This window comes from Streptomyces sp. cg35 (assembly GCF_050410835.1).
Taxonomy (GTDB): Bacteria; Actinomycetota; Actinomycetes; order Streptomycetales; family Streptomycetaceae; genus Streptomyces.
The window spans coordinates 6374443-6390700 of record NZ_CP191268.1 but is presented as its reverse complement, the minus strand read 5'-3'; the positions used below and the strand labels follow the sequence as shown (position 1 = coordinate 6390700).

15 protein-coding genes are annotated in these 16258 nt (G+C 71.7%); 9 read left to right on the top strand and 6 right to left on the bottom strand.

Going from position 1 to position 16258, the window contains the following annotated elements; all coding sequences use genetic code 11:
- Positions 1 to 21 precede the first annotated feature (21 nt).
- The 4 genes from ACQUQD_RS29160 to ACQUQD_RS29145 form a co-directional block, all read right to left on the bottom strand.
- Positions 22 to 1887 carry a CheR family methyltransferase gene (locus ACQUQD_RS29160; protein WP_428955119.1) on the bottom strand — a complete coding sequence of 622 codons (1866 nt, stop codon included), beginning with the start codon at positions 1885 to 1887 and terminating at the stop codon, positions 22 to 24.
- A 10-nt stretch (positions 1888 to 1897) separates the two neighbouring features.
- The gene (locus ACQUQD_RS29155; RefSeq protein ID WP_428955118.1) at positions 1898 to 2503 is read right to left on the bottom strand and encodes a chemotaxis protein CheB; all 606 of its coding nucleotides are present in this window, start codon (positions 2501 to 2503) and stop codon (positions 1898 to 1900) included.
- Positions 2504 to 2589: 86 nt separating this feature from the next.
- Positions 2590 to 3936 (bottom strand): DUF2252 domain-containing protein, encoded by a 1347-nt coding sequence (locus ACQUQD_RS29150; RefSeq protein WP_428955117.1) that lies wholly within the window; start codon positions 3934 to 3936, stop codon positions 2590 to 2592.
- A gap of 17 nt (positions 3937 to 3953) precedes the next feature.
- A complete protein-coding gene (locus ACQUQD_RS29145; RefSeq protein WP_428955116.1) occupies positions 3954 to 4442 on the bottom strand; it encodes a hypothetical protein in 489 nt (162 codons plus the stop codon).
- A gap of 115 nt (positions 4443 to 4557) precedes the next feature.
- Between ACQUQD_RS29145 and ACQUQD_RS29140 the strand changes: the two genes are divergently transcribed.
- On the top strand, positions 4558 to 5745 hold the full coding sequence (locus ACQUQD_RS29140) for a winged helix DNA-binding domain-containing protein (protein ID WP_428955115.1): 1188 nt from the start codon (positions 4558 to 4560) through the stop codon (positions 5743 to 5745).
- Between the two features lie 207 nt (positions 5746 to 5952).
- Here the strand turns inward: ACQUQD_RS29140 and ACQUQD_RS29135 are convergent, their stop codons facing one another.
- Positions 5953 to 6231: a hypothetical protein gene (locus tag ACQUQD_RS29135; protein ID WP_428955114.1), complete on the bottom strand. Its 279-nt coding sequence runs from the start codon at positions 6229 to 6231 to the stop codon at positions 5953 to 5955.
- 133 nt (positions 6232 to 6364) lie between these two features.
- On the opposite strand from ACQUQD_RS29135, the gene ACQUQD_RS29130 reads away from it, so the two are divergent.
- The 7 genes from ACQUQD_RS29130 (at position 6365) to ACQUQD_RS29100 (ending at position 12511) form a co-directional block, all read left to right on the top strand.
- Positions 6365 to 6727, top strand: a complete 363-nt coding sequence (locus ACQUQD_RS29130; protein ID WP_428955113.1) for an arsenate reductase family protein — start codon at positions 6365 to 6367, stop codon at positions 6725 to 6727.
- Positions 6728 to 6898: 171 nt separating this feature from the next.
- Positions 6899 to 7930 (top strand): glutamine synthetase, encoded by a 1032-nt coding sequence (gene glnII, locus ACQUQD_RS29125; RefSeq protein ID WP_428955112.1) that lies wholly within the window; start codon positions 6899 to 6901, stop codon positions 7928 to 7930.
- Between the two features lie 83 nt (positions 7931 to 8013).
- On the top strand, positions 8014 to 8139 hold the full coding sequence (locus ACQUQD_RS29120; RefSeq protein ID WP_428955111.1) for a hypothetical protein: 126 nt from the start codon (positions 8014 to 8016) through the stop codon (positions 8137 to 8139).
- A 96-nt stretch (positions 8140 to 8235) separates the two neighbouring features.
- Positions 8236 to 8829 (top strand): winged helix-turn-helix domain-containing protein, encoded by a 594-nt coding sequence (locus ACQUQD_RS29115; protein ID WP_428955110.1) that lies wholly within the window; start codon positions 8236 to 8238, stop codon positions 8827 to 8829.
- 119 nt (positions 8830 to 8948) lie between these two features.
- On the top strand, positions 8949 to 10214 hold the full coding sequence (locus ACQUQD_RS29110) for a sensor histidine kinase (protein WP_428955109.1): 1266 nt from the start codon (positions 8949 to 8951) through the stop codon (positions 10212 to 10214).
- Positions 10199 to 10852, top strand: coding sequence for a LuxR C-terminal-related transcriptional regulator (locus ACQUQD_RS29105; protein WP_428955108.1), 654 nt, complete (start codon positions 10199 to 10201; stop codon positions 10850 to 10852). Before ACQUQD_RS29110 ends, ACQUQD_RS29105 begins: the two co-directional genes overlap by 16 nt.
- Positions 10853 to 10990: 138 nt before the next feature.
- Positions 10991 to 12511 carry a DUF1996 domain-containing protein gene (locus ACQUQD_RS29100; protein WP_428955107.1) on the top strand — a complete coding sequence of 507 codons (1521 nt, stop codon included), beginning with the start codon at positions 10991 to 10993 and terminating at the stop codon, positions 12509 to 12511.
- Between the two features lie 52 nt (positions 12512 to 12563).
- Here ACQUQD_RS29100 and ACQUQD_RS29095 read toward each other — a convergent pair whose 3' ends face one another.
- A complete protein-coding gene (locus ACQUQD_RS29095) occupies positions 12564 to 12983 on the bottom strand; it encodes a hypothetical protein (protein ID WP_428955106.1) in 420 nt (139 codons plus the stop codon).
- A gap of 130 nt (positions 12984 to 13113) precedes the next feature.
- On the opposite strand from ACQUQD_RS29095, the gene ACQUQD_RS29090 reads away from it, so the two are divergent.
- Entirely contained in the window at positions 13114 to 16218 is a 3105-nt protein-coding gene (locus ACQUQD_RS29090; RefSeq protein ID WP_428955105.1) for an alpha-N-acetylglucosaminidase, read from the top strand.
- The last annotated feature ends 40 nt before the right edge of the window (positions 16219 to 16258 follow it).

Below are 16258 nucleotides of genomic sequence, written 5' to 3'. Positions count from 1 at the left end.
GCCCAGCGTACGCCCGAAGGGTCAGTCCGCACCGCTGGTCCGGCCTTCTTCCATCAGCAGGACGACTCCGCCGTCATGCCCGCCGAACGGGCTGCAGAACACGGTGCAACTGATGGCGCGGCCTACGCGGTTGACCGCCTCGGTCTGTACCGGGAGGCCGCGCCTGCGCGTCGTGACGCACTCCTCCACGACGGGAAGCAGCTGCTTCGTGGGCAGCCCGAACTCCAGGCGGAAGAAGGGTTCGTCGAGCACCTCGTCCTGGCGCAGGCCCCAGAGCTCGGCGGCGCCCCGGTTCCAGCTCTTGACCTTGAGGTCCTTGTCGAGGACGACGACGGCGGCGGCGATGGAGGTGAGGACGCCCTCCAGAAAGGCGCGGGCCTCGTCCAGCTCCTCGCTGCGGATGCGCATCTCGTCGTTCATGGTCTCCAGTTCCTCGTTCCCGGACTGGAGTTCTTCGTTGGTTGTCTCCAACTCCTCATTGGTGGACTGGAGTTCCTCGTTCGTGGTCTCCAACTCCTCGATCGAGGACTGGAGTTCCTCGTTGGTCGTCTCCAACTCCTCGTTCGTCGACTGGAGTTCCTCGTATGCGGTCTCCAGGTCCTCGCGCACGCGCTTGACCTCCGCCTTGAGCTGCGTGGCAACGGTGACATCGGTGAACGTGATGTTGGTGGCGGTCGGCAGTCCGCCGACGCCGACCAGTGGCTGCACCAGGATGTCGAAGTACTGGACGTCCTCGCCGACCCTGCGCTCCGCCCCGTTGACCCGCAGGGTGCGGCGCTCGTGCGTGGCCTGGTCGATCACCGACCGCAGTTCGACCGGGCGGTAGGAGATCTCCAGGTCCTGGAAGGGGCGCCCGATGTCGTTGGCGGTCAGGCCGAACTGGACACGGGCGTGGTTGTTGATCAGGACGACCATGCCCTCGGCGTCCACCGCGAGGGCGGCGCCCGGCGAGGCGTCGAGGATCAGATCGCGCAGCTGGCGGTTGCGGGCCACGCTCTGCACTTCGCCTCCGGTGAGGCGCAGCTTCAGCGGGGCGGGCTGGTAGGGCGGGCTGGCGCCGCCCGGGCGACGGCGGAAGATGCGCTGGCGCATGCTGACGACGTCGAACCGGTCGGCGTCGTTGAGCAGCATCTCCGCCTTGCCGAGGAACAGGAAGGCCTTCTCGCGCAGCGCGAAGTGGAACCGGTCGACGATCTGGGTCTGCGCCTCGACGTTGAAGTACATCAGGGTGTTGCGGCAGACCAGCAGGTCGAGGCGGGAGATGGGGGCGTCGCGGGTGATGTCGTGGCGGCCGAAGATGACCCGGCGGCGCAGGTCGGAGCGGAAGCTGTACTGCGAGCCGTTCTGCTCGAAGTACTTGTCGCGCAGCTCGGGGGCGAGCGGCTCCAGGGTCTTGGCCGGATAGAGGCCCGAGCGGGCGTCGCGCAGCGCCTCGTCGTCGACGTCGGTGCCGTAGATCTTGACGCGGGTCAGCGCCTCCTCCAGGCCGAGGGCCTCCGCGAACATGATGGCCAGCGAGTACGGCTCCTCACCGCTGGAGCAGCCCGCGCTCCACACCCGGATCTCGCCCTCGGGGGCCGTCTGGGCGAGGAGTTCGGGGACCATCTCGCGCTGCAGGTACGTCCAGGCGTCGGTGTCGCGGAACATGGAGGTGACGTTGATGAGGATGGTGTTGAAGAGCGCGTTGAACTCGTCGGCGTTGGTTTCGAGTTGGTCGCGGTAGTCGGCGTACGAGCCGATGCCGATGTCGGCCATGCGCTTGCGGATGCGGCGCCCCAGGGAGGAGCGCTTGTATCCGGTGAAATCGAAGCCGCGGGCGTCCCTCAGGAAGCCGAGGAGACTCTCGAGTTCCTCGTCCGTCTCGGTGTCGCGCGGCGCCTCGCTCATCGTTGTCTACCTACTGCCTCTTGGTCTCGACAAGTCCGCGGATCACCGCGGGGATTTCTTCCAGAGGTAGCACGAAGTCAACTGCTCCCGTACCCACTGCCGCCTCCGGCATGCCTCGGAATTCCGCGGTCTGCGGGTCCTGGGCAATCACGGTACCGCCCCGCGACTTGACCGCGTCGACTCCCATGGCGCCGTCGTTTCCGGTGCCGGTCAGGACGACAGCCACGGCGCGCGGGCCGTACGCCCCGGCGACGGACTCGAAGAGCAGGTCGGCGGAGGGACGGAGGAAGTGGACGAGCTCGCTCCTGGAGAGGGTGAGCGTGCCGCCGGGGCCGACGAGGAGGTGCCGGTCGGGCGGCGCGATGTAGACGGTGCCGGCGAGGGCGGGTTCGTTCTGTTCGGCCAGCTTGACGGTGAGGCCGGTGCGGCGGTCCAGGATCTCGGCGAGGACGGTGCGGTGCCGTGGGTCCAGGTGCTGTACGACGAGGACCGGTACGGGCAGGGCCGCGTCGAGCCCTCCGAGCAGGGTGGCCAGGCCGTTGATGCCACCGGCGGACGCGGCCACGGCGACCACGGCGAAGTTGTCGGGGACGGCTCCGGGCTGCTGTGACGGCATGTCGACGAGCGTAGCCCGCCGGCCTTGCGCGGGCAGCGGGGCACGGGCCGCGTCGCGCCGGGCGGCCCGGCTCCGGGCGGGGCCGGTCAGGCCCCCGGGGTCGCCGTGAGGACCCCCGCGGAGATCGCGCCGCGGAGTGTGGCGTGGTCCCGGCCGGTCTGGTCGGCGTAGCGCAGCGCGAACGCGGCGATCGCCCGGTCGAACGTGTCCGCGCCGCCGAGGTATCCGGCGATGGCGATGCGGTCGCCGGAGCGGGCGTGGGCGCGGGAGAGGGCGGTGCCGCAGAGGCGGGCGTAGGCGAGGAGTTCGTCGGGCGGCATGCCCGCGATGTCCGCGGAGCCTTTCATGTCGCGGAGTTGACGCCAGTAGAAGGCGCGGCCCTGCGGGCCCGTCATCCAGCCGAGGAAGATGTCGCCGGCGGCCTGGAGGAGGCGCTGTCCGGAGACCACGCGGTGGCCGGGGTGGAGGTACGGGCCGTGGTACGGGATGTGCTCCTCGATCACCGAGCGGGTCGCCTCCTTGATCTGGAGGAAGAGCGGGTCGTCGGCGTCGCGTCCCGCGAGCAGGACGATGAAGCAGCGGGTGCCTACGCTGCCGACGCCGACGACCTTGCGGGCCGCGTCGACGAAGCGGTACCGGTCGAGCAGCCGGCGGCGCTCCTCGGCGAGCGTGGAGCGGTAGTCGCCGAACATCTTGCGGATGGCGGCGGCGTCGGTGACGCCCGCCGCTTCGAGCAGCGGCGGGTCGTGGACGATGCGGCGGCGGCCGTCGGGTGTGGTGTGGGTGAGCTTGGCGAGGGCGTGGAGGCTGGTGCGGCGGGTGGCCTGGGCGAGGGTGTGCTCGGCGCGGCGGCGCTGGCGTGCCGTGCGGACGAGCGGGAGGAGCTCCTGGGCGTCGATGCGTTCGTACCAGACGGCCAGTTCGCCGAGACCGGCCAGGCGGCGCATGTTCGTGCGGTAGGCGGTGGTGGCGGCGAGGGCCGCCCGGTGGGCCTGTTTGTCGCTGTGTCCGTTGTCGCGGGCGGCGACGGCGACGGACGCGGCGAGGCGTTTGAGGTCCCATTCGAAGGGGCCCGGGTACGTCTCGTCGAAGTCGTTGAGGTCGAAGAGGAGCGAGCGCTCGGGCGAGGCGAAGAGGCCGAAGTTCGACAGGTGGGCGTCGCCGCAGAGCTGCACCGTCAGGCCGGTGTGGGGTATCGCCGCGAGGTCGCCGGCCATCACGGCGGCGGAGCCGCGCAGGAACGCGAACGGGCTCGCGGCCATCCGCCCGTACCGGATGGGGAGCAGGTCGGTGAGGCGGTCGGCGCCCTGGCGCTCCAGGACCACGACCGGGTCGGGGCGGTCCGCGGCCGGGATCCATGGAGCGTGCGAGGAGCGGGGCGCGTACTTGCGGGCGCGTTTGCCCTGGGCGGCCCGTTCGGCGGGGCTGCTCATGGCGTGCGCCCGGCCGCTCAGTGCTGCAGCGCGCGGGCGACGTCGACGCGGACGTCGCCGTCGAGGGACCGGTTGCTGCGGGCCGTGGCGTCCTTGCTCTGTCCGGCGGCGACGTCGCTCACCGTGAGCGCGACCGTGTCGAGGCGGTTGCCGCTGCTGTCCTTGAAGTCGACCTGGACCAGGAACGACTTGGTGGACGAGGCACTGTTGCTGACAGTGACCGGGACCGTGACGCGGCCGTCCTGGGACCCTACGCTGCCGAGCTTCACGTCGTTCTTGGCGTTGACGCCGTTCTTGAACTCGTCGAACTTCTTGCCCGCCTGGGCGGTCGCGGACGCCACCACGTCGCCCGCCCGGGACGCCGCCGACGAGACGGCGGACGCCGCCTTGGAGGCCGAACTGGAGGGGCTGCTGTTGTCACTGTCGGAGCAGCCGGCCGCGCCGACGGCCAGGGCCGCCGTGAGCAGGGCCGCGCCCATCGCCCGTACGCCACGCATGCTCGTCATCCCGAACACCTCCGCTCGCCGGTCCACTACCGGTCGACTCAGTCAACGGTGCGCCCGTGGGAGCCCGCATGCCAAGTACGGCAAACAGGTGACGGGGTCCGGCAGGATGAGCTGCATGAACACGAGACACATCGGCACCGAGGAGCGGCGCGTTCGGCTCGCTCTCGCGCACCGTCTGTCCCCCGCTGCACGGGCAGCCGACGCGGCGGAGGTGGCCCGGTCCCTCGTGGCGCTGCACGGCACGGACCCGGCCACCGTGTATCTCGCGGTCGGCGCGCGCCTCGCGGACGCGGCGGGGACGGTCGCGGACGTGGAGCGGGCCCTGTACGAGAACCGGACGTTGGTGCGGATGCACGGCATGCGGCACACGGTCTTCGCCTTCCCGGCCGAGCTCGCGGCGACGGTGCACGCGTCGACCGGGATCGCGGTCGCGGCGAAGGCGCGGGCCGCGCTGCACAAGGACATGGTGGCCGGCAGCGACGGGCGGCTGACGCCCGAGTGGCTGGCCGAGGTGGAGGAGTCGGCGCTCGCCGCGCTGGCCCGGCGTGGGCAGGCCACGGTCACCGAACTCGTCGCGGACGAGCCCCGGTTGCGCGAGCGGTTCACGTACGGCAAGGGGAAGAGTGGCGAGTCGCCGCACACGGTGTCGTCGCGGCTGATGCGGGTGCTCGGGGTGGAGGGGCGGGTGGTGCGCGGGCGGCCGCTCGGTTCCTGGACCTCGACGCAGTTCCGCTGGGCGGTCGCGCCGCCGCATCCAAAGATCCCGGCCGCCGAGGCCCAGGCGGATCTGCTGCGCCGCTGGCTCGGGGCGTGCGGGCCCGCCACGGAGGGCGATCTGAAGTGGTGGACGGGCTGGAAGGTGACGGACGTGCGCAAGGCGCTCGCCGCGGTCGGGGCGGTTCCGGTCTCCCTGGAGGGCGGCGCCACGGGGTATCTGCTCGCGGATCAACTGGAGCCGCCCGCAGGGGACTTGGAACCCTGGGCCGCGCTGCTCCCCGGGCTCGATCCGACGGCGATGGGGTGGCAGGAGCGCGACTGGTACTGCCCGCCGGAGCTGCGCCCCGCGCTCTTCGACGGCAGCGGGAACATCGGGCCGACGGTGTGGTGGAACGGGCGGATCGTGGGGGGCTGGGGGCAGCGCGAGGGCGGTGAGGTGGTGTGGCGGCTCCTGGACGACACCGGTGGCCGTGCGGCGCGGGAGGCGGTGGCCTCGGAGGCGACGCGTCTCTCCGAGTGGTTGACCGGTACCCGGGTGACCCCGCGCTTCCGTACGCCGCTGGAGAAGGAGCTGGGGGCGCGGTAGGGGGTGCCGGGTGCGCCTTCGCGGGCGGGTGCCGGGTGCGTCGTGGCTGGTCGCGCAGTTCCCCGCGCTCGGTGGAGATCGCGCACGCAGTGCGCATCTCCAGGGGCGCGGGGAACTGCGCGAGAAGCCCCACCGGGCCGCACCCGGCGACGCGAGCGGAACGTCCGGCGGCCGGGACCTCCCGGCCGCCGGACGGCACGGCACGGGTCAGCGGCAGTACCGCATCAGCGCCCGCACCATGTGGCACGTCGTGTCCGACGGCGGATGAATGCCGATGAGTTCGGCCGTGGAGCGGATCCTCTTGTTGTGGGCCTGGTTGGGCAGGTAGACGCCCGAGTCGAGCAGGGCGATCGCCAGGCGCATGGCCTTGAGGCGACGGTTGTGGGTGATGTACCAGTCACGGGGCCGTCCCGCGGGAAGCGGCCTCTTGGCGAGTGGCGCGTACGGCAGATCCATCAGCATCGGTGCGGCAGCGGGCACAGGCATCCTCCTGTCGCGAATCGAGAGCCCCCGAAGCTCTCGAACACTGCTTCTATTCTACTGCCGACCACTGACAAAAGCCGCTGGCCAGGACCCAGTTGGGGCAGTCGCGGAAGGCCTCTCGCGTACCGTTGGCCCCATGGAGATCTGGATCAACCCGGCCTGCTCGAAGTGCCGCAGCGCGCTCACCCTGCTCGACGCGGAGGGCGCCGACTACACGGTCCGCCGCTACCTGGAGGACGTCCCGGCGCCCGACGAGATCCGCGCCGTGCTGGACCGTCTCGGCCTGGAGCCGTGGGAGATCACCCGCACCCAGGAGGCGGCCGCTAAGGAGCTCGGACTCAAGGGGTGGGCCCGGAACGCGGACGCCCGCGAGCAGTGGATCGAGGCACTGGCCGCGCACCCGAAGCTGATCCAGCGCCCGATCATCACGGCCGACGACGGCACGGCCGTGGTGGCCCGCAGCGAGGAGGCGGTACGGGACGCGCTGGGACGCGGCTGATCCGGGTCCGGTCGGCGAGGCCTCCCGTAAACCCATCGCATACGAGTTCACCGGCCGCGTCCGTCCCCACGCGCCCCCGGTAACACGGGGTTCACAAACGGGCAACGGCCGGGAAATCGCCTGTTGACAGGCTGCCCGGCAGATAAAGACCCGTGACAGAGGATGTGGCCCGTGACCTTCAAGGCTGAGTACATCTGGATCGACGGCACCGAGCCGACGGCCAAGCTTCGTTCCAAGACGAAGATAATCGCCGGCACGCCGGACGGCCTGGACACGCTGCCGATCTGGGGCTTCGACGGGTCGAGCACCAACCAGGCCGAGGGGCACGCCTCGGACCGTGTGCTCAAGCCGGTCGCGGTGTACCCGGACCCGATCCGCGGCGGCGACGACGTCCTCGTCATGTGCGAGGTCCTGAACATCGACATGACGCCGCACGAGTCCAACACGCGGGCAGCGCTCGCCGAGGTCGAGGAGAAGTTCGGCGCCCAGGAGCCGATCTTCGGCATCGAGCAGGAGTACACCTTCTTCGAGGGCGAGCGTCCGCTCGGCTTCCCGGTCGGCGGCTTCCCCGCCGCGCAGGGCGGCTACTACTGCGGTGTCGGCACGGACGAGATCCACGGCCGTGACGTCGTCGAGGCGCACCTGGACAACTGCCTGAAGGCGGGCCTGGGCATCTCCGGCATCAACGCCGAGGTCATGCCCGGCCAGTGGGAGTTCCAGGTCGGCCCGCTCTCCCCGCTGGAGGTCTCCGACCAGCTGTGGGTGGCCCGCTGGCTGCTCTACCGCACCGCCGAGGACTTCAAGGTCTCGGCCACCCTCGACCCGAAGCCGGTCAAGGGCGACTGGAACGGCGCCGGCGCGCACACGAACTTCTCGACGAAGGCGATGCGCGAGGGCTACGACGCGATCATCACCGCGTGCGAGTCGCTCGGCGAGGGCTCCAAGCCGCTCGACCACGTCAAGCACTACGGCGCCGGCATCGACGACCGTCTGACCGGCCTGCACGAGACCGCCCCGTGGAACGAGTACTCGTACGGCGTCTCCAACCGCGGCGCCTCGGTCCGTATCCCGTGGCAGGTCGAGAAGGACGGCAAGGGCTACATCGAGGACCGCCGCCCCAACGCCAACGTCGACCCGTACGTCGTGACGCGGCTCCTCGTCGACACCTGCTGCTCCGCACTGGAGAAGGCCGGCCAGGTCTGATTCCGGCCATGTCGCACGTGTGGGCGCCCGCATCTTCCGCGGGCGCCCTCTTCTTTGCGTACTCCATCTGCTTCAATAAGGGCATGGCCAGCTTCCAGGACATCACCGCGCGGGGTCGTCGGCACGACCTCGAGCCGTTCTGGCCTTCCCGCCAGCACCACGACTTCGACCGGGTGTGTTGCCGCGCGACGAACGCGCAGGCCCTCTAAAGCCGTCACCGGTCCACCCGCTGTACGGCCTTCGGTCCGCGCGCACGACGTACGTCCTTTCCCAGACGGCCTTTCGCGCGAAAGAGTTGACCACTCATGGCTAACGCCCGCCCGCTCTCCCCGCTCCCCCATCCGTCCCCCGGCCGCACCCGGCTGCGCGCCGTGGACCGGGACGAGGTGGCGCCCGCCGCCCCCGTCATCGACGTGTCCGAGTTCCTGCCGCCGGGCGCCACGCTGCTGCCCGCCCCGCCGCACACCCTGCCCACGCTGCCGGGCCGCCCGCCGATGATCGGCTACCTGGTGCTCGTACCGGCCGACCAGCAGCCGCTGCTGCCCGCCGCGCCGGTCCCCGCCGAGCACGAGGAGACCGGGCCCACGGCCGGGCCGAAGACGCCCGACGTGCTCATCGGCATCGACGGCGCGCAGCGCACCGCCAACGTCCGCGGGCGCCAACTCGACCTGACCTACCTGGAGTTCGAGCTGCTCGCCCATCTGGTCGCGCATCCGCACCGGGTGCACACCCGCGACCAGCTCGTCACCACCGTGTGGGGCTACGGGCACGTCGGCGACGGCCGCACGGTCGACGTCCACATCGCCCGGCTGCGCCGCAAGCTGGGCGCCGAGCACCGCAAGGCGATCCAGACGGTGCGCCGCGTCGGGTACAAGTACGCGCCGCCCGCCGGCCGCTGAGCGAGCCGTGCCGGGGTGTACCCAGTGACACCCCGGGACGAGTGCCGATCCCACTGACCGGGACCGCGCCACCGGCCACACTGTGAGGGTGTGGACCGGCGGGACGGACGGAGTACGGGATGGGTGCGAGGGCGCGGAGCGCCGTGGTGGCGGGGCTGCGGGGACTGTGGGTCGCCGTGGCCGGGCTCGCCGGGTCGATCACCCTGTTCGTGCTGTCGGCGGTGTCGGTCGTGCTGATCGCGCTGGGAGTCGGCGCGCTGACCACGCCGTGGGTGCTCGGGCTCGTGCGGCACTGGGCGAACTGGCGGCGGGCCGTCGCGGCCGAGTGGTGCGGCGTGCGCATCCCCGCGACGTACCGGCCGTTTCCGGACGGTCTGCGCGGCGGGGCCCTCGGGCGGGCCGAGCGGTGCCGGCTGATGCTGGCGGACCCGGCGACCTGGCGGGATCTGCGCTGGCTGCTCGTCGACATGACGGCCGGGTTCGTGACCGCCCTGCTGCCGGCGGCGCTGGTCTTCTATCCGCTGGAGGGGTACGCGCTCGCGGCCGGGCTGTGGCGCGTGTTCACCGACGGCACGTACGTCGGCTGGTGGTACGGGTTCGTGCCGGTCAGCGGTCAGGGCACGGCCCTGCTGTCGGCGCTGCTCGCGACGGCGCTGCTGGCCACCGGCCTGTTCGTGGCGCCCGCGCTGCTGCGGGTGCACTTCCTGCTGACCCGGTCCGTGCTCGCGCCCGCCGCGGGTGAACTGGAGCAGCGCGTCAGGGTGTTGACCGAGACGCGGCGGGACGCCGTGGACACCTCGGCGGCCGAGCTGCGGCGCATCGAGCGCGATCTGCACGACGGGGCGCAGGCCCGGCTCGTGGCGATGGGCATGGACCTCGGCACGATCGAGGCGCTGATCGAGAAGAACCCGGCCAAGGCCAAGGCGCTGCTCGCGCAGGCCCGGCAGTCGTCCGCCGAGGCCCTGACCGAGCTGCGGGACCTGGTGCGCGGCATCCATCCGCCGGTGCTAGCCGAGCGCGGACTCGGCGACGCGGTACGGGCGTTGGCGCTGCGGCTGCCGGTGCCGGCCGAGGTGGAGGTGGAACTGGCCGGGCGGGGCGACGCCCCGGTCGAGTCGGCCGCGTACTTCGCGGTCAGCGAGGCCCTCACGAACGCGGTGAAGCACGCGGGCGCCGACCGGATCTGGGTCGACATCACGCACACGGACGGGCAGCTGCGGATCTCCGTCACCGACAACGGCAGGGGCGGCGCGGTCGTCGCGGACGGCGGCGGGCTGGCCGGGATCGAGCGCAGGCTCGGTACATTCGACGGTGTCCTCGCCGTCAGCTCCCCCGCGGGCGGTCCGACCATGGTGACCATGGAGATCCCTTGCGTGTTGTCCTAGCCGAAGATCTGTTCCTGCTGCGGGACGGTCTGGTGCGGATGCTCGAGGCGTACGACTTCGAGATCGCCGCGGCCGTCGAGAGCGGGCCCGAACTCACCAAGGCGCTCGCGGAGTTGGCGCCGGACGTCGCCGTGGTCGATGTCCGGCTGCCGCCCTCGCACACCGACGAGGGGCTGCAGTGCGCGCTCGCGGCGCGGCGGGAGCGGCCCGGGCTGCCCGTCCTGGTGCTCTCGCAGCACGTGGAGCAGTTGTACGCGCGTGAGCTGCTCGCCGACGGGACCGGCGGGGTCGGGTATCTGCTGAAGGACCGGGTGTTCGACGCGGACCAGTTCATCGACGCGGTGCGCCGGGTGGCCGCGGGCGGCACCGCGATGGACCCGCAGGTGATCCAGCAGCTGCTGTCGCGGCGGGCCGCGGACCCGCCGCTCGGCGGGCTCACCCCGCGCGAGCTGGAGGTCCTCGGACTCATGGCGCAGGGGCGGTCCAACGCCGCCATCGCGGCGGAACTCGTCGTCACCGAGCGGGCGATCGCCAAGCACACCTCCAACATCTTCGCCAAGCTCGGGCTGCCGGTCTCCGACGACGACAACCGGCGGGTGCTCGCCGTCCTCGCCTATCTGGACCGGGGCAGCCGGTGAGGCGGGCCGTGCGGGCGGCGGGCGCGGCGGTCGTCGGACACGCGCCGCGGACCGGGCGCCGCACCAGGGACACAGCGGTCGGGGGTGAATTCCGGGGGACGGTTGAACACGGCCGCCCTCCGTTGCGTACGTAGTCCCATGGGACGCACCTCACGGAAACGGCGCTCTTCGCTGGCGACGCGGATGACCGTCGCGTCGGCCGCACTCCTCCTGGGCGGAGGTGGGCTGGTCGCGGTCAATGTGTACGCGCAGGCCCAAGAGGAACAGCCCGGGGACGCACAGGACGCGGGCAGCGCAGCGCAGCAGCAACAACAGCAACAAGTGGCCACCATCGACTGTCCGGACGTGGGCAACGCCCTGCCCGACGTACCCGACGGCGCGCGGCGCCAGGTCGACGGTGAACTCGCCGCGATGGACAGCCAGATCACGCGGGCGTACCAGCGCCTCGCCTCGAACCGGGCCGCCGCCGCGCAGGACCCGGGCTTCGTGCAGAACAGCATCCTGGGCCCGCTGAAGGCCAAGCGCGGCGCCGCTCTGGACCGGATCGGCCAGAACATCGGCCGGGCGGGCGGCAGGGCGCCGGACGGGCTCGACGGGATGGCGCAGTGCACGGCCAGATCGACCGGCGACGGCGGAGGCGGCGCGCCCGGCAACAACAACGGAGGTGTCAATTCCCCTGCGCCTGAAGGTGGTTCGCAACCCTCGTCGGTTCCTGCGCAGCCGGGCGACGGCGGCGACAACGGTGGCGGCGGCAACGGCAACAGCACGGGCAACGGCCCCGAAGCGAGTGACTTCGTCGACATCAAGTCCGTCCAGCCCAATGTCTCCACGCCCCGCAATCAGCGCGCGGCGTCCCGTGGCACCTTCACCACGGCGTGCGGGCGCAACCAGAACGGCAAGTTCAACCCGGACAACGTCATCGTCGCGCCCGGGGTGAGCAACGGCGCCCACCACATGCACGACTACGTCGGGAACCAGGCGACGGACGCCTTCTCCAGCGACGACGATCTGGCGAACGGGCAGACCAGCTGCCGCAACCAGGGTGACAAGTCCACCTACTACTGGCCGGTCCTGCGGCTGCAGAACGGCCAGGACGAGGCGGACGCCGGCGCGGACGGCGGCGGGAAGGACCAGAACGTCGGTGAGATCCAGACACCGTCGTCCGTGACCCTGAAGTTCGACGGGAACCCGACGAGCAAGGTCGTGCCGATGCCGCGTTTCCTGCGGATCATCACGGGCGACGCGAAGGCCTTCACCAACGGCAACGCGAACGCCAACGCCTCGTGGAGCTGCACCGGGTTCGAGAACCGGCAGCTGAAGGACAAGTACCCGATCTGTCCGCAGGGGTCGAAGGTCGTGCGCACGTTCCGGTTCCAGAGCTGCTGGGACGGGGCGAACACGGACAGCGCGAACCACCGCACGCACGTGGCGTTCGAGGACCCGCGCACCGGCGCCTGCCCGCAGAACTTCAAGGCGATCCCGCAGCTGGTGCAGCGCATCGTGTACGCCGTGCCGCCGGGGCCCGGCTTCGCGGTCGACTCGTTCCCCGAGCAGCTGCACAAGCCGGTCACCGACCACGGCGACTTCATCAACGTCTTCGACAACAAGCTGATGCAGCGCGTCGCGAACTGCATCAACCGGGGCGACCGCTGCACCTGACCGCCCCCCTGATGGCTGCTGCGCGGCCCGCTCAGTGGTGACCGAGTGCCCTTCAGTGGGCACCCTCCTCGTGACCCCCACCACCGCTACTCCCCGAGTGGTGCGAGGAGGACCGCTCCACGGTCCCGCCGAGCCGGCCGCGCAGCTCTGTCACGACCGGGTCCGCGCCGACCGCGACCCACTTGCGGCCGACGAGGTACGTGCCGCCGTAGTCGTCGGCCGCGTCCAGCCACTCGGCCTGGCCCCGGTCGGTGGCGAAGGTGGCGAGGACATAGTGGCTGCCGCCCGTGCCGCAGGTGGCCTGGCGCAGTTCGTCCGCGTCGGTCTGGATGTCCGGCCGGCAGCCCGCCGTACGGGCCAGCTGCTCCAGGGAGCCGGTCGCCGTCCGGGGGACCGCCGGGCCGTCGTCGTGCCCGCCGCATCCGGTCACGGCCGCGACCACCACGATCCCTGCAACCATCAACTTCCTCATCCCGCGCTCCTGTCCTGTTCACGTCCGATAGGTCGACACGTTCCCGCCAGCTCCGCGCGCACCGTTGAGAGCGGACAGGCGCCCCGGATAGCGTGCGCGCGCACCATCCGCGACGCAGGGGGTTACACGTATGTCCGCGCCAACGCGACGCACGGTTCTCGGCACGGCAGGCGCCATCGGGCTCGGCACGGCCCTGGGGGTGGGCGCGCCGGCCGCTCAGGCGGCGCCGCACGCTCTTGATACGGCTGCGGCCCTCGCCGCGCTCAAAAGGCAACTGCCGCATCACGCGGACCAGTTCAGACTCAGACTGGTCGCCCCGCAGGGCGGCGCGGACCGTTTCCGGGTGTCCGGGACACGGGGCCGCATCGAGGTGTACGGGACGACCCCGGCGGTACTGCTCGCCGGGGTCCACTGGTACCTGAAGTACGTGTGCGGGACCCACATCGCCTGGAACGGCAGCCAGCTGGACCTGCCGCGCACCCTGCCCGCGCCCGGCCGTCCCCTGGAGCGGTCGACGTCGCTCCCCCACCGGTTCGCGCTCAACGACACCAATGACGGCTACACGGCGCCGTTCGCCGGCTGGGCGTACTGGGAGCGCATGATCGACGTGCTCGCGCTGCACGGCTGCAACGAGGTGCTCGTCATCGCGGGCATGGAGGCCGTGTACCACCGCGTCCTGAAGGACTTCGGGTACAGCGACGAGGAGTCGCGGGCCTGGCTCCCCGCGCCCTCGCACCAGCCGTGGTGGCTGCTGCAGAACCTCTCCGGGTACGGCGGCCCGCTGTCGCCCGAACTGATCGCCGAGCGGGCCGAGTTGGGCAGGAGGATCACCGACCGGCTGCGCGAGCTGGGGATGCGACCCGTCATGCCCGGCTACTACGGACATGTGCCCGAGGGCTTCGTGGAGCGCAACGGCGGCGACGCGCACGTCGTGCCGCAGGGCACCTGGCACGGCTTCGACCGGCCCGACTGGCTCGACCCGCGCACGACGTCGTTCGCGCAGGTCGCCGAGTCGTTCTACGGCCACCAGAGGGACCTGTTCGGCGAGATCGGCGCCTTCAAGATGGACCTGCTGCACGAGGGCGGCACGGCCGGTGACGTGCCGGTGGCGGACGCCGCGCGCGGCGTGGAGGCGGCGCTGCAGAAGAACCGGCCGGGGGCGACCTGGGTCATCCTCGGCTGGGAGGCGAACCCGCTGCCCGCGCTCATCGACGCCATCGACAAGAAGAAGATGCTGATCGTCGACGGGGTCTCCGACCGCTTCACGTCCGTCACCGACCGCGAGAAGGACTGGGGCGGCACCCCCTACGCGTTCGGCACCATCCCCAACTTCGGCGGGCGGACGACCATCGGGGCCCGCGCGCACATCTGGAACGAGAAGTTCTTCGCCTGGCGCGACAAGCCGGGCAGCGCGCTCACGGGCACCGCGTACATGCCGGAGGGCACCGACCGCGACCCGGCCGCCTTCGAGCTGTGGTCCGAGCTCGCCTGGACGGAGCGGAAGGTGGACCGGGCCGCCTGGTTCGCCGGGTACGCCGACTTCCGGTACGGGCGCCGGGACAAGGGCGCCCGTGCCGCCTGGCAGGCCCTGTACGAGACGGCGTACCAGCAGACCGCCGTCGAGCGCTCCGACCCGCACGACTCGCTGTTCGCGGCCCGACCGGATCTCGCGGCCGACCGGGCCGCCTACTACGCGCCGCGCGCCCTCACCTACGACCCGGGCCGCTTCGACGCCGCGCTCGCCGGACTCCTGGGCGTGGCAGGGGGCTTGAGGGGCAGCCAGGCCTACAGGTACGACCTGGTGGACGTGGCCCGGCAGGCCCTGGCGCACCGCAGCCGCCAGCTCCTGCCCCAACTGAAGGCCGCCTACGCCGACAAGGACCGGGCCCGTTTCAAGGACCTGTCGACGCTGTGGCTGAAGCTGATGCGGCTGTCGGACGAGGTGACGGGCACGCACGCGGCCTTCCTGCTCGGCCCGTGGATCCAGGACGCCCGGACGATGGCCACGAGCGACGCGGAGCGCGCCGAGTTCGAGCGCTGCGCCAAGGTCCTCATCACGGTGTGGGGCGACCGGGCCACGTCCGACCCGGGCAATCTCCACGAGTACGGCAACCGTGAATGGCACGGTCTGATGGCCGACTTCTACCTGCCGCGCTGGCAGAAGTGGCTGGACGAGCTGGGGGACGCGCTCGCGGCGGGGCGGGACCCGGCGGCGGTCGACTGGTACGCCTTCGAGGAGCCGTGGACGCGGGAGCGCAAGGACTATCCGCTGCGGCCGTACGGCGACGCGTACCGGACGGCGGCGCGGGTACGGGACGTGCTCGCGCGGGCCCCCTACCAGGGCGCGCTGACGGTGACGGCCGAGCCGCCCGCGTTCCCGCCGGGCGGGCACGCGCGCGTGGCGGCCGTCTTCCGCAACGTCAACGGCCTGCGGGCGACGGGCCGCGTCGACTTCGCGCTGAAGGGCATCGACGCGGAGCCGGAGGGTGCGAGCCACCTCACGAGCGTGGCCCCGGCCGGCAAGGGCACCGTGTCGTGGCGGGCGAGCGCGCCGGGCACCCCGCTCGACGAGCCGCTGCGCCCGCTGCCGTACACGATCGACGTCCAGTACGGGCCCCAGGGCGAGGACCGGGTCACGTACGAGCACAAGGGCACGCTCTTCGAGGCGGGTCCGCTGGCCGAGGGCTGGCGGACGTACAGCAACAACGCGGCCGTCTTCGGTCAGCTGGAGGGCCGGTTCGCCATCGACGGCGGCGGCGCGGACCTGTGGAAGGGCACCACGGAGTTCGGGACGGCGTACCGCGAGGGCGCCTTCGAGGGCGGCTCGTCGGCGGTGCTGCGGGTGGACGCTCAGGCGGTGACGGGCGCGTGGGCGCGGGCCGGGATCGTGGTCCGCAACTCCCTCGGCACGCCCGGGTCGCCGGGCTTCCTGAACCTGTCCGTCACACCGTCGAACGGGGTGGTCCTCTCCTACGACACGAACGGTGACGGCACGCTGGACACCTACAAGCGGATCACCGGGATCAAGGCGCCGGTGCTGCTGCGGCTGAGCCGGTCCGGCGGGTCGTACACCGGCGCGTGCTCCACCGACGGCGGGACGACCTGGCGGACCGTCGCGACGGTGCAGGTGCCCGGAGCGGCCGCGAGCCAGGACGTGGGCCTGTTCATGACCGCGACGAACGGCGGGAACGGGACGCGGGGCACCGTCGAGTTCAGCGGGTGGGCGCTGACGTAGCCGGAGGCGGCGTAGGGGACACTGGGCGGGACGAACCGCA